The sequence below is a fragment of the Bradyrhizobium sp. Leo78 genome (assembly GCF_059512425.1).
Genome location: NZ_JCAMOT010000037.1, coordinates 42,196 through 55,266, shown reverse-complemented (window position 1 = coordinate 55,266; position 13,071 = coordinate 42,196). Strand labels below are relative to the sequence as shown.

Below are 13,071 nucleotides of genomic sequence, written 5' to 3'. Positions count from 1 at the left end.
TCCATCATAACAAACAAGGAAACGCATGATGCAAGAGAGCGTCCATACCCGAACGGCCTCCCGTGCCATCCCCTTCGACACCGGCAAGCTTGACCGGCTGATGGAGGAGGCAGGCCTCGACCTGCTGCTCGTCACCTCCAAGCACAATGTGCAATACATGCTCGATATCGAGCGCGCGATCTTCTTCGACTACATGGATGCGCTCGGCGTCAGCCGCTATCTACCCGTGGTCATCTATGCCAAGGGCGCGCGGGACAAGGCCGGCTATGTCGCCCATCCGATGGAGACCTATCAGCGCCAGCTGGAGCAGCCATGGCTTAAGGAGGTGCGCATCTCCGGCAACGGCTCCGTCGATGCTATCGCAAACGCGGTGGAGATGATCCGCAAGAGCGGCGTTCCCGCCAAGCGCATCGGCGTCGAGATGGCTTTCCTGCCGATGGATGCCGGCAACGCGCTGCGCGACGCGTTTCCGGACAGCGAGATCAAGGATGCGCTGTTCGTGCTGGAGCGGCTGCGCGCGGTGAAGACGCCGGCGGAGCTGGCCAAGCTGCGCACGGCTTCCGATCTCGTGATCGCGTCCATGCTCGACGTCATCGCCCACCACGGCCCCGGCACCACCAAGCGGCAGCTGTTCGATGCGCTGAAGGTCGCGGAGGTCAAGCGCGGCTTGACGTTCGAATATTGCCTGCTGGCGGCAAGCACGAGCCACAACCGAGCGCCGTCGGCGCAGCGCTGGGAGCAGGGCGACGTGCTCTCGCTCGATTCCGGCGGCAATTATCACGGCTACATCGGTGATCTCGCCCGCATGGCCGTGCTTGGCGATCCCGATCAGGAACTGAAGGATCTGCTTGCCGAGATCGAAGCCGTGCAGCGCGCGGCCTTTGCCGTGATCAAGCCCGGCGCCATGGGTGGGGCGATCTACACCGCCGCCGAACGCGCGCTGAAGGAGACGAGCCAGCGCGACCACACCGAGTTCCTCGCCCACGGCATGGGCCTCGTCAGCCACGAGGCGCCCCGGCTGACCGCGACCGGCCCGGTTCGCTACGACGCCTATGATGCGGAGCGGCCGCTCGAGGCTGGCATGGTGATCTCGGTGGAAACCACGATGAAGCATCCGAAGCGCGGCTTCATCAAGCTCGAGGACACGGTGGCCGTGACCGCAACCGGGCACGAAATCTTCGGCGAAGGCGGCCGCGGCTGGAATTTAGGTGGCACGGCGGTGCGGTAAAAACGCCGCTAGCGTGGCAGTGGTCCGGCCGCGAACTCGGTTTACCTCTCCCATAGGGCTACGGGAGCCCCGAAAGTGATTCCTGCGGATTTGTGAATGTGATTGGATGGCTCAGTGCAGAGTTCTCTCCGAAAGTGTCCGGACCTCAGCGGCAGGCAGGTTAGTTGGCTTCAACAATGGCATCGCCATTGCAAGGGCGTCGAGGGATCGCGACGGTGGGCTTCCGGATGAGCGAATAAGTCACCATCCGGGATTCGCTGTAATGGAGAGTGCTTCGGTCGCCAACGCGCTTCGATGAACACCACGTCCGCGTTATGACGCACTGTTCACGGCATTCATGCCTTCCGGCCAGACAATCGTCACGGGTGCAAACGAGCTTGCGGCTTTGTGGATGATGGAACAGCTTGAGGAGCGTAAGAAGACGCCAGAGGAATGAGGACAGGCGGCGGTTGTGCCTCAAGCGCCGGGATCGGCCGCCGCGTCCGGATATTCCTTCTCATCAATCCGTGACTGCTGTCCGACGAAGAATTGGCCTTCTTGCCGTATAGCTTCGGCTCTGGCCAGATCCTCGGCGGTCCATCCGGACGTATCCATCAGGATGAAATCCTCGGAGCTTCCTTTCACGTCGCGCGCATCAAGCGCCGTCCCCAGAATCATGCGCCGCTCCGAATGCACTCCCTTGCCGCGAACTTACGCTTGTGGATGTGCCCGCAAACGGACCGACCCTCGTCAAGCGCCACACTTGCACCGGGTGGCGAGCTTTTTCGTTCGGAAACGGCTGCCAAGCTATTGATATCATAAGAGGCCACTTTCGGCATTTTTTCCAAAAGCACGTTGAAATCATTAAATAGTTAAACTGATTTTGATCCAGCGAGCCCATACCGCGGCGCTCGGCGGCGTCGGACCAGTCCAGATGTCCAGCGACCAGCTGCGAAAGCTTCTTGCGTTCTCCAACCGGAAGATGGAAGTCCACTGCCATCGCCCTCAGACCGGATTCAAGCGCTTGTCGACCATCCTAATTCCCTCGTCCACCAGCAAAAGATAGCAAGTCGTCTTGCCTTCTGCAGATCTCTGCATTTCGATGCAGAAATAAGTGGTAGATTTCAGAACTCGCACCTGTGCATCTCACCGGGGATGCAAATACTTCCTTCAATACAGCGTGGCCGCAATGAGCCGCGGTGGTTCGAGCGTCGATTGGTCACATCTACGCCAATGACAAGTCCTGCGAGACCCAAATTGACAATGACTCGCTGTCTAGATAGCTGCGTCGTGCAGAAACCGACGTTCAGGTTGTCTCGTCTTGCTCCAAGGGAATATCAAACGGCGGAAGGTTGAAGCGTGCGCGAATCTTCTCACGCACCGTCGGCGCTACGCCGCGCGGATCGACAAAAATACCCCAGTGCTGCTTATTATGGCTGTGCGAGAGTTGGTGCAGACTGAAGGCGTGCATCATCGCGTTACGCCGCCCCATTACATCTTGCGCGTGGTTGATCGCTTCCTTCGCGGCCTTTGCCACGAATGTGCTCTTCGCGGCGATCTTGCGCGCCATGATCAGAGCTGCATTCATCAGTTCCGCCTCTGCCACCACCTGGTTCACCATGCCGCATAAATGCGCTTCTGCGGCGCTGAGCCAGTCCGAGGTGAGCAGCCATTCCTTAGCCTTGCGTGTACCGAGCTCCCAAGGGTGCATGAAGTATTCGACACCGGCCACGCCGAATTCCAGCGTCGGGTCTTTAAATCGCGCAGTTTCCGTCGCGATGATGATGTCGCATGTCCAGGCCAGCATCAGGCCGCCGGCGACGCAAGTACCCTGAACAGCCGCGATGGTGGGTTTAGGCAGATTGCGCCAGCGCTCGCACATCTCTAGATAGATTTCCTTTTCGCGGCCGTATAGACCCTCTACGCCCTTGCCATCGAAGCCGGCCCAGGTACCGACAGTCTGAAAGTTGCGCCAAGTCATGCCGCGGTCGCCACCCATATCGTGGCCGGCTGAGAAATGGGGGCCGTCGCCACTCAAGATAATGACCTTAACGCTGTCATCGCGCGCTGCCCGATCCAAGGCCGCGTTCAGAGCGTAAGTCATCGCCATGTCCTGAGCGTTCCGCACCTGCGGACGTGACATCGCAATATTCACGATTTCGTCTCTGAGATGTTCGTAGCGGATACCTTCATAGGCGGCGGGATCAAATTTCTCGGTGACCATAGTCGATTGTTCCTAAAGCGGAGCGGCCCGCATTGCGCTACAAATCAATCTCTGCGGATAAGCTCGGCCGCGCGAGCCATCGGGCGAATTTCAAGGAAGATACTGTAAGCTACCCACTCGGACGCCCCAATGACGAAAAGGGGAAATCCAATTGGCAAAATCGATCATATCGGACAGACCTTCGCTGAGACCTGATCGGGCGTCCTCAGGGACCTATGTCGATCAACCGACAGCGCGGGAGTGCTCCAACCAAAATGGGGCGCGCAGAGCTTTCTTGTCCACCTTCCCAAAAGGCGTAACAGGTAGACTTTCCGCGAAGCGGATCTGCTTCGGCGCGAGCAGCGATCCTTTGTGCCGCTTGACGTGATTGATAAGTTCCTCGGCTGTTGCGCTGGCACCTGCCCGCAGCACAACGATGGCCGTGACAGACTCGCCCCATTGCGGATGCGGAACACCAATAACGGCCGCCGAATTAATCGCTGGATGCGTCGCCAGCGTATCCTCCACTTCACGCGGATAAATATTAAAGCCGCCGCTGACTATCATATCCTTCTTGCGATCAACGATAAAGAGGCGTCCGCTGGCATCGGCGCAGGCGATATCGCCGGTACGCAGCCAGCCACCGGCTAGCGTCTCGCGAGTCGCCTCATCCTGCTTGAAGTAGCCCTGCATCACCGAAGGGCTGCGCACGCACAATTCGCCGCGCTCACCTGTCGGCACTTCACGGCCTTCATCGTCGAGTACGCGCACGTCGGCATTCGCCACGGGATAGCCGCATGATTCCAGCGTTCGCGGATCATTCATGTCATGCTCCTCCTTGCGCATTACCGTAATCGGCGTGCACTCGGTCTGTGCGTAGATCTGCGAGAAGACTGGCCCAATGCGGCGCAAGGCCTCGGCCAATCGCTCAGGTGCGATCACAGAGCCCGCATACACAACCAGCTTCAGACTCGACAGATCATAGGCCTCGGGTTTCGCTTCGAGCACCTTATAGATCATGGTCGGCACCATGAGCGTCATGTCGATCTTTTCGCGGGCCAAGGTTTCCAACACCTCCACGGCGTCAAATTTCTTCAGAAGATGTACGGTACCGCCAAGCATGAACGTCGGCAGGATCAACTGGCCTGATACGTGGCTAATGGCCGCAATGGCTAGGTATTGCGGTTCCGGCGGGATCTGAAGAGCGCCCGCCATCGAAATCGACATCTGCGTCACTTGCGCACTGAGGCGCACCACGCCTTTCTGTCTACCCGTGGTACCGCCGGTATAGTTCAACGTCGCGACATCGTCAGGCTGTGACAGATCCAAGGGTTCGACATCATCAGCCCGCGCCGTGAGCGCGAGCAAATCCAATCCGGTCGCTGGCGCGCGACCGACGCCGAAAGCGATAGCGCTCGCCTGGCCGGCGACGAGATCCGCCAGACGCTGGGGAAAAGCATCGGCATCGATCACCAAGGCGCGCGCATCGACGTCGCGCACCTGAAAAAGCTGTGACTCCAGCGAACCTAACGGATGCAGCCAGGTCGTGGACAGGCCTAGGCCGTGGGCGGCGATCCAGGCACACCAACTGTCAGCCCGGTTTTCCGACAGGAAGGCGACCGTGTCGCCGCGCTGCAAGCCCTTTGCGCGAAACACCTGCTGAACCCGCGCGATGAATTCGATCAACTCGCGATAGGTCAGCGATGCATCGTGCTGGCGAAAGGCCACGCGATCGGGATACTTACGGAGCGCGCGAATAGTGAAGGAGAAGAAGGTGGGATTGGAATACAGCGCCATGGCAGAATCTTTCAATGGAGAGCATGGTTGCCCCGCAAGGCGAGACAACGCGCGATGGGGTTGAGACAGCTGGGCGTGTCGCGCTCGTCGGGTCGCGAGGCTCGAGAGCCGGAACGGACGCGGCGATGAGAGATATACTCGGATGACACGCGATGAGTTCTCCCGATCGACCTGCTAATAATGCTGATCGGGAGATAGAGGAATTGGCTGAACCAAGGCGCCGGAACCTTCCGCAATGGTGCGACGCATAACCTCGGTAATGTCCATGGCGCTTTCGCCGGGCGCGGGACGCAGGGTCTCGATCTCCGCAAGGACGCGCGGGTGTAAATCATTCACCGGAACCCCCAATGCCAGCGCCCACTTCTCCACCTGGAAGATGAATTCCGGGCTGACGCGCGGCGGCACGTTCGCGTTCATCGGATCGGCCATCGCCTCATCAAGCGAAACAAACTCCACGCCAGCCTCGCTGAAGGCTTGCAAGATTCTGCCCAAGCAGTCGGCGGCGGCCGGCGTACCGTGAATCAGCCAGATATGCACGGGGTCGCGCCCAAACACGGCCCGCGCATTGGCCGCATGGACGCGCAATTCGCGCACAGCGCTCTGCACGTAGCGAGTGCGAAACGCTTCCATTTCCTCCCCCGTTCCGCGGCGCGACACGCGGTAATGCGCGGCGTGCCAGCGGAAATCGTGAAAACCGATACTTACCGGGATCGGGCGATAATCCATTTTGTCGAGGTGTTGCAGAATCTCCTGGCACTTGCACGGCGTGTCGCCCCACATATCCATGCAGAAACGAAAACAGCGTCGCGGCGCAACCGTGAGCCAGGGATCCAGATAAGTTTCGGCTTTCTCGATATCGCGGGCATAATCGCTCGCGCTGAGCCAGTTCAAGCTCGGATGATGATGCGTGTGGTTGGCTACGTGATGGCCATTTTCCACCCAATGGTCGAAGACCTTGAGCAACTCGGGCCGGTCCTCTGCCGGCGCTGTATTGGAAAACTGATAGACCCCCTGTACGCCGTGGCGACGGAATACATCGACAAAGGTGCGAGTGTTGCTCAAGGGGGAATAGCCGGGCGAAAAAGGTACGCCACGAAACAGAAGCAGATCATCCATGGTGATCGCCAACTTGATGCGGCCCAGCGGCGAGATTGGGTGTAAGGTCTGTGATGCATTCTCTCCCATCAGAAACTCCCTGTTATTGGCCTACGCGTGACATATGCGGGCTACGCCGGCAGAAGCCGCCAAGCAAATTGAGCAAATTTGCCATCCTTTCTTCGATGAAACGATCTAACGTATTGACTGCCCTGGCTTGATCTGCGCGGCGATGCCCGGCACACCCTAGACAGGAGCATGTTTCTCGGATTTCAAACCGGAGGCGTTTTATATGAAGCAACTCAACAGACCTCTTGTCACACGTCGCTACCTGGTTTTGGGTGCAATGGGCCTGGCATTTTCGCTGATGCCTGTCGCCCTTGCTCACTCCAAGGAAATTCGTATCGCGCACATCGTAAGCAAGACCGGTTTGATAGAAGCTTACGGCAAGCAGAGCGCCTTGGGGTTCATGTTGGGCCTGGAATACGCGACCAAAGGCACCATGAAGGTGGCTGGCCAAGACATTGTCGTCCTGCAAAAGGACGACCAGAGCAAGCCCGACATGGCGAAATCCCTGCTGCTCGAGGCTTTCGCCGACGAAAATGCCGATGTCGCCGTGGGCGCCAGCTCGACGCCAGCGACACTGAGCATCATGCCCGTCGCTGAGGAATTCAAAAAGGTATTGGTGGTGGACTCGGCGATCTCCGACTCCATCACGGGCGAAAAGTGGAACAAGTATATCTTCCGGGTGAAGCAGAACAGCACCCAGGACTCGGCCGCCTCGGCCGCGACCTTCGACAACGCCGACACCTCCATCGTCACGCTGTCGCAGGACACCGCATACGGCAAGGAGGGCATTGCCGCGTTCAAGGCCGGCCTGACAAAGGCGAAGATCGTCGCTGAGGAATATGTACCGCAGAATACCACCGACTTCACAGCCGTCGGTCAACGCCTGATTGAAAAACTCCGCGGCTTGCCTGGCCGTAAGTTGATCTACGTCAACACTTGGTTCGGCCCAAATGACCCGTTCAAGATCGGTGATGTCGGCTTGGAGCGTTACGGAATCGAAGTTGGCGCAGGCGGCAACGTTCTGACGGTTCTGCCGCAATACAAGCGCTTCCCGGGCATGGAGGGCGGCATCACGTACTACTACGAATTGCCCAAGAATCCAATGAACGACTGGCTGGTGCGTGAAAGCCTCAAACGCTCCGGCGCACCGCCCGATATCTTCCAAGTGTATGGCTTCGCCGCCGCAATGGCGCTGGTGACCGCGCTGGAAAAAACCAACGGTGATGCTAGCAGCGAAAAATTGATCGCTGCCATGGAGGGCATGAGCTTCGACACGCCCAAAGGCGAAATGACTTTCCGTAAGGAAGATCATCAAGCCTTGCAGACCATGTATCACTATAAAATCCGTGTCGACCCTAATGCGGCCTGGGCGATTCCGACGCTGGTGAAGGAAATAGGTCCGACCGAAATAAAGATCCCGATCGGCAACAAACTTTAAAGCAAACCTGAAAGGGCTGCCATGTAACCCGCGCGCTATTGGCTTCCCGCCGACAGCGCGCGACCACACGGTGGATCGCCTCCGCACAGCCTCACTACAAGATTGTCGTTTCGTGCCACCACGCAGACGCGTGGCGGGCGACACCCGACCGCTCGCGTATCCCGCAGACGCAATAGCGCGAACGGAATCGGGCTTCACGATACGGTTCATCAGGCGCCCTCATTCGAAGGCGGGACGCGCAAGCGGCCAACCACGCCGCTCGGGAAATAATAGACCGACAATACAAACAACAGACCAAGCCAGAGCAGCCAGCGATCTGGTGAAAGCAGCGGGGCCAGCCAAGGCAGCCCGGCCGCGACCTCGCCCCCGAGACGCAGCAAGTCCTGAAGGTAGCTTTGCGCGATCACGAAGAGCACCGCACCGACGACGGCGCCGTAGATCGTGCCCATGCCGCCGATGACGACGATCAGCAGCACATCGAGCATCACCTCGAAAGACAATGAGGTGTCCGGGCCGTTGTAGCGCAGCCAAAGCGCCAGCATAGCACCGGCCAGCGTCGCGAACAATGCCGAGATAACCGCCGACAGTGTGCGATACACCACTACGCGATAACCGATGGCTTCGGCCCGGAACTCGTTCTCGCGGATCGCCTGGAGGACGCGGCCAAAGGGCGAGTTAACGATACGCAGCAGCGCCAAGACGAGCACCACGGTAAGTATGAACAATAAATAGTAGCACACCAGCCGTCCGTTCAATGAAACGCCAAGAAGCGGCTCTCGGCTGAGCTTGAAGCCGGGAGAGAGCAACTCCGGCAACCTGAAGGTCAAGCCATCGTCGCCGCCCGTGATCTCGGACAGTTGTGAGGCCAGCGTCTGGAAGGCCGAGGCCACCGCCAGCGTAATCATAGCGAAAAAGAGAGCCCGCACCCGCAATGAAAAGAGACTGATGGCTAGTGCGAGCACGAGCGACAAAGCCAGCGCGCAGGCCAGTCCGACGACGATCGCGCTTCAGCTTGGGCTTAAGCGTGTTACCGCAATTGCAATACCGTATGCACCAATGCCAAAGAACATCGTATGGGCGAAACTGATGATGCCGGTATAACCCAACAGCAGATCAAAGCTGGCCACCAATACAATGAAGACCAGTATCTTCGCCGCCACATTGAGGGACTTGATACCCGGGAAAACGAAAGGCGCCAAAGCCAAGCCCAGAAAAATCGCCAGTAGCAGCATGGCCAACATGCCGCTTCGCGGAAGGTCGTTCGAGAGGATCCGGCGCAGCATCAACGGCTCCCCGCGACAGGGCAGATACCCTCTGGCCGCCACAGCAGAACCGCGACCATCAGCGCGATGTTGGAAACCAGCGCCACCTTGGGCACGAGAAAGCCGGTGTAATTGGCCGTCAATCCCACCAACAGCGCGCCGATGAGCGCCCCGGTAGTCGAACCCAGACCGCCGATAATAATCACAATAAAGATGAGCACATTGACCTGATTGCCCATCTGCGGGATCACGTTCTCCTGGTACAGACCCCACATCACACCACCCAGGCCCGCCAGCGCGCTCCCAGCCACGAAAACACCGATAAACAGCACGCGGATGCGGTAGCCGAGGGACTCGACCATCTCGCGATCCTGCACACCGGCGCGGATCAGCAGGCCGATCTTGGTGCGAGCCAGCGTCCACGCCAGAAGACCAAAGACAAGTGCTCCCACCGCGAGGGCCATGATGCGATATTTCTCAATCGCCGCATCACCCCATTGCCATGAACCACGCAGACCCGCAGGCAACGGCAATCCAATCTGGTCAGGCCCCCAGATCACCTTGATTAGTTCCTCGCCGATGATCATGCCGCCCATGGTGATCAGTATCTGCTTGAGATGCTGACCATAAACCGGTCGCACGATCAAACGTTCGAAGGCGAGGCCCACAGCTCCGGCTATCAGCATCGCCACTATCGTCGCCGGCAACACGGCGACAAGATTGGCAATGACGGATTGCGACTGCGTCCAGTCGCCCATGGTGCCAAGAACAACGGTGGCAACGTAGGCGCCCAGCGCGATGAACACGCCATGGCCGAAATTCAGCACATCCATCAGACCGAAAATCAGCGTTAGGCCCGAAGCGATAATGAACACAATCATACCCATCGCCAGACCGGCGATGGTCAGAGTGAACCAGGTGGGCAGCGAGCCGACCGCTGGCAGCGCGAGCAGCGCCAGCGCAGGCACCAGTAGCAGCGGTTTCCAATCGAAGTCGCGGCGTATCATATTCCAGCCATCCGTGCGAAGGCGACGACGCTGTAGGCGTTCCGATCCATTCCTTTCACAACTCCAGCCCCAGTAAACGTTGCTGAAGGTGCGTGTCGGCCGAGAACTCAGCCATGGAGCCGGAATGCACGACCCGACCATCATCCATCACAGCTACGCTATCGCCGAGGCGTTGCGCGAAGTGGATGTTCTGCTCCACCAGCAGGATCGTGGCGCCGCTGGCTTTCAGCTCGGCGAACGCATCGATCATGTTGTTGATGATGGCAGGCGCCAGCCCCTTGCTCGGCTCATCGACGATGAGCAGGTCCCGCGGTTCGACGATAGCGCGCGCGACCGCCAGCATCTGCTTCTGCCCGCCGGAGAGCTTGCCAGCGGGATAATCCCAGAACTTTTCCACCGCGGGGAAAAGCCGAAAAATCCAGGCCAGGCGCGATCCATCGATATCCTGCGTCCGGCGCGCACGACGCGCCGCGAGCAGCATATTTTCCCGGACTGTCAGATCCGCAAAGATGCCCATCGTCTCTGGCACATAAGCGATGCCGAGACCGGCAATCTGCGGCGTAGATAAATTGCTGATATCCTCGCCGCCAAAGCTGATGCGTCCCTGCTTCACCTTCCAGAGGCCCATGATGGTCCGCAACGTAGTCGTCTTGCCCGCACCGTTGCGACCCACCAGCATGGTGAGCTGTCCTTTCGGCACCACCAGATCCACACCATGGAGAATGTGGTAGACTCCGATGTGGGTGTGTACCCCGCGCAACTCCAACAAGCTCATGCCTCAGTCGCCCCCGTGACGCCCAAGTAGGCTTCCTGCACGACCGGCGAAGCAATCACCTTCGCCGGCTCGCCGTCGGCCACCAAGGTGCCGTTTTGCAGCACAATAATGCGATCGGCGAGTTCACGCACGACATCCATCTTGTGCTCCACCAGCAAGATGGTCTTGGTCCGATCCCGCTTAAGCCTGCGGATCAGATCGAGAACAACTGGTGCCTCCGCCGTGCTCATGCCCGCCGTAGGCTCATCGAACATAAACACCCGCGGTTCGAGCGCCATAAGCAGCGCCACCTCCAGCTTGCGTTGATCGCCGTGAGGCAAATTCGAGACGATGTCGTTCTCACGCGCCTTGAGGTTCGTCTCGGACAGCAAAACATCGGCCCGCGTGATCAACGCTCGGTGGTCGCTCCAGATGCTCCACAAGTTGAGACCGTGGCGATGCGGGCCGGCCTGCGTCGCCTGCACGGCGAGGCGCACGTTTTCCAACACCGTCAGTTTGGGAAAAAGGTTGGTGAGCTGGAAAGCGCGCCCAAGACCGGCTCGCGCGCGCGAGGACGGAGTCTTGCGCGAGAGATCCACACCCCCGAGCAACACCCTTCCGTCGGAAGCCGGAATCTGTCCCGATATAAGGTTGAAGTAAGTCGTCTTGCCGGCACCGTTGGGACCGACAATGGCGGTCAGCGTGCCAGGCTCAAAACGGCAAGATACATTGTTGACCGCTACGTGACCGCCAAACCGTACAGTCAGGCGCTGCGTCTCCAGCACCGCTGACTCTTTATCGGGGCATTGAAAGGAGGAGGGCCCGCCTTTGGCCCAAGGCAAATTCATCAGAACATCGGACGCAAAAAATCTTCCGCATAAGCGGAAAGCACGCGGACGCCAGCCTGCGGCGCATGAAGGCAGAATGGCTCCGACGCTGCCTTGATCAGCATGGTCACCGCTCCTCCCATGATCTCATATGTACGTTAGAAAATCCGGCGGAATCCGGTTCCACTTCTGTACAAAATGCTAGAAGCGTTACCAAAAATGAGCAATTGCCGAGTCTTACAAATGTCTTGGCAGAAACCACCAGCGCCCCGTCCGCACGATCCCGCAAGGAATCCGCGAAGCTAATGGCTTCGAGAGGATGGTGGCGTTCGGCTGCGCTGGCTAGATATCTTCTGATCGCCGCGCCGAAGTATTCAGCTCGTCGAGGGTACGTAGCCGATACACGCCCGGTGCTAAGCCAGTCCAACACTTGAAAGCGCGATGGAACGTACTGGTTTCGGAGAAGCCGACCAACCGCGCGATCTCCTGTAATGTCAACTCGGGACGCTCGAGGTATTCAATGGACAAATCGCGGCGAAGATCGTCTTTGATTTGCTGGAAACCCTGCCCCTCCTCCTGGAGCCGCCGCCGAAGCGTCTGCGGCGTCATAGCCAACATTCTGGACACCTCCTCAAGCGTGAGCGTGCGCTTTCCCATATGCCGACGTAACAAGCGGCGTGTGCGTTCAACGGGATTGGTCTGATCGCGATATTTTACCGCGACGTTCGCAGGCGCCTTGGCAAGAAAGGTCGATAACGTCTGGCTGGTTTGCATCACGGGCAGTTTAAGCCACCTGGCATCGAAACACAGTCCCGCGCGAGGCTGGCTAAAACGGACCTCGGCTCCAAAAAGCCAGTCTGTTTCGGCGTTGTAGGCCGAGCGAGCATTTCGCAGCCGGACCTGCGCCAGCGGCAGGTTACGCGCCACCAGCCAAGAAAATACGCCCGAGCCACAATACAGGAAGCTACTTTCGGCAAATCCCAACGGTTCGCTCCACGCCACACGCTCCACTAGATCCACTTTCGCCACGCCGTCGGCGATCTGTAGCCGTGGCGCGAAATCGTCGATCATTTGACGGTAGAAGCGCAGCGCAACGTTCAATGCCTCGCCCAAAGTCGGCTGCTCGACCATCAGCCGGCAGGCGCTGGCGAAGGTTCCAATACGAACAGGATGGCTACACAGACCCCAGAACTCGTCGCGCAAATTCCACGTAACTATTCGAATGAGCGCCGCAAACTGCGCTTGCGACACACGGGCCATCGGGGCTCCCACCAGCTCCTTGGGAATACCGGCGCGACGTAAAAGCGCGCTAATGTCGGCTTGCCGCCGGATAGCGCCTTGCAACATTCGTCGGACTTGCCAGATACTAACCGTGCGTTGGAGCGTCGTGTGGGGGGCGAGGGGCGGGCTTA

General features: G+C 59.0%; 10 protein-coding genes and 1 pseudogene. 2 read left to right on the top strand and 9 right to left on the bottom strand.

The genetic code is table 11. The annotated features are described in order from the left end of the window. Nucleotides 1–28 precede the first annotated feature (28 nt). Nucleotides 29–1,228: a M24 family metallopeptidase gene (locus AC5ZG1_RS33720; RefSeq protein ID WP_496135404.1), complete on the top strand. Its 1,200-nt coding sequence runs from the start codon at nucleotides 29–31 to the stop codon at nucleotides 1,226–1,228. A 456-nt stretch (nucleotides 1,229–1,684) separates the two neighbouring features. On the opposite strand, the gene AC5ZG1_RS33715 is transcribed toward AC5ZG1_RS33720, so the two are convergent. The 4 genes from AC5ZG1_RS33715 to AC5ZG1_RS33700 all read right to left on the bottom strand — a co-directional run bounded on the left by AC5ZG1_RS33715 (nucleotide 1,685) and on the right by AC5ZG1_RS33700 (nucleotide 6,392). Beyond that, a complete protein-coding gene (locus AC5ZG1_RS33715; protein WP_496135403.1) occupies nucleotides 1,685–1,885 on the bottom strand; it encodes a hypothetical protein in 201 nt (66 codons plus the stop codon). A gap of 628 nt (nucleotides 1,886–2,513) precedes the next feature. Continuing rightward, a complete protein-coding gene (locus AC5ZG1_RS33710; protein WP_496135402.1) occupies nucleotides 2,514–3,431 on the bottom strand; it encodes an enoyl-CoA hydratase in 918 nt (305 codons plus the stop codon). Between the two features lie 222 nt (nucleotides 3,432–3,653). Beyond that, the gene (locus AC5ZG1_RS33705; protein ID WP_496135401.1) at nucleotides 3,654–5,207 is read right to left on the bottom strand and encodes an AMP-binding protein; all 1,554 of its coding nucleotides are present in this window, start codon (nucleotides 5,205–5,207) and stop codon (nucleotides 3,654–3,656) included. Between the two features lie 174 nt (nucleotides 5,208–5,381). Continuing rightward, nucleotides 5,382–6,392: a polysaccharide deacetylase family protein gene (locus AC5ZG1_RS33700; protein ID WP_496135400.1), complete on the bottom strand. Its 1,011-nt coding sequence runs from the start codon at nucleotides 6,390–6,392 to the stop codon at nucleotides 5,382–5,384. A gap of 202 nt (nucleotides 6,393–6,594) precedes the next feature. Between AC5ZG1_RS33700 and AC5ZG1_RS33695 the strand changes: the two genes are divergently transcribed. Then, nucleotides 6,595–7,809, top strand: coding sequence for a substrate-binding domain-containing protein (locus AC5ZG1_RS33695; protein ID WP_496135399.1), 1,215 nt, complete (start codon nucleotides 6,595–6,597; stop codon nucleotides 7,807–7,809). A 209-nt stretch (nucleotides 7,810–8,018) separates the two neighbouring features. Here AC5ZG1_RS33695 and AC5ZG1_RS33690 read toward each other — a convergent pair. The 5 genes and pseudogenes from AC5ZG1_RS33690 to AC5ZG1_RS33670 form a co-directional block, all read right to left on the bottom strand. After that, nucleotides 8,019–9,092: pseudogene (locus AC5ZG1_RS33690) on the bottom strand (branched-chain amino acid ABC transporter permease). After that, nucleotides 9,092–10,078 carry a branched-chain amino acid ABC transporter permease gene (locus AC5ZG1_RS33685; RefSeq protein ID WP_496135398.1) on the bottom strand — a complete coding sequence of 329 codons (987 nt, stop codon included), beginning with the start codon at nucleotides 10,076–10,078 and terminating at the stop codon, nucleotides 9,092–9,094. Before AC5ZG1_RS33685 ends, AC5ZG1_RS33690 begins: the two are co-directional and overlap by 1 nt. Nucleotides 10,079–10,133: 55 nt before the next feature. Then, nucleotides 10,134–10,853 (bottom strand): ABC transporter ATP-binding protein, encoded by a 720-nt coding sequence (locus AC5ZG1_RS33680; protein WP_496135397.1) that lies wholly within the window; start codon nucleotides 10,851–10,853, stop codon nucleotides 10,134–10,136. After that, nucleotides 10,850–11,617, bottom strand: a complete 768-nt coding sequence (locus AC5ZG1_RS33675; RefSeq protein WP_496135396.1) for an ABC transporter ATP-binding protein — start codon at nucleotides 11,615–11,617, stop codon at nucleotides 10,850–10,852. The genes AC5ZG1_RS33680 and AC5ZG1_RS33675 overlap by 4 nt, the downstream gene beginning before the upstream one ends. Nucleotides 11,618–12,001: 384 nt before the next feature. Further along, nucleotides 12,002–13,006, bottom strand: coding sequence for an AraC family transcriptional regulator (locus tag AC5ZG1_RS33670; protein WP_496135395.1), 1,005 nt, complete (start codon nucleotides 13,004–13,006; stop codon nucleotides 12,002–12,004). Nucleotides 13,007–13,071 lie beyond the last annotated feature (65 nt).

What these genes read in the sequence shown, in the direction of transcription:
- AC5ZG1_RS33720 (WP_496135404.1), top strand. Translation starts at nt 29, where the DNA reads ATGCAAGAGAGCGTCCATACCCGAACGGCCTCCCGTGCCATCCCCTTC.
- AC5ZG1_RS33715 (WP_496135403.1), bottom strand. Translation starts at nt 1,885, where the DNA reads ATGATTCTGGGGACGGCGCTTGATGCGCGCGACGTGAAAGGAAGCTCC.
- AC5ZG1_RS33710 (WP_496135402.1), bottom strand. Translation starts at nt 3,431, where the DNA reads ATGGTCACCGAGAAATTTGATCCCGCCGCCTATGAAGGTATCCGCTAC.
- AC5ZG1_RS33705 (WP_496135401.1), bottom strand. Translation starts at nt 5,207, where the DNA reads ATGGCGCTGTATTCCAATCCCACCTTCTTCTCCTTCACTATTCGCGCG.
- AC5ZG1_RS33700 (WP_496135400.1), bottom strand. Translation starts at nt 6,392, where the DNA reads ATGGGAGAGAATGCATCACAGACCTTACACCCAATCTCGCCGCTGGGC.
- AC5ZG1_RS33695 (WP_496135399.1), top strand. Translation starts at nt 6,595, where the DNA reads ATGAAGCAACTCAACAGACCTCTTGTCACACGTCGCTACCTGGTTTTG.
- AC5ZG1_RS33685 (WP_496135398.1), bottom strand. Translation starts at nt 10,078, where the DNA reads ATGATACGCCGCGACTTCGATTGGAAACCGCTGCTACTGGTGCCTGCG.
- AC5ZG1_RS33680 (WP_496135397.1), bottom strand. Translation starts at nt 10,853, where the DNA reads ATGAGCTTGTTGGAGTTGCGCGGGGTACACACCCACATCGGAGTCTAC.
- AC5ZG1_RS33670 (WP_496135395.1), bottom strand. Translation starts at nt 13,006, where the DNA reads ATGTTGCAAGGCGCTATCCGGCGGCAAGCCGACATTAGCGCGCTTTTA.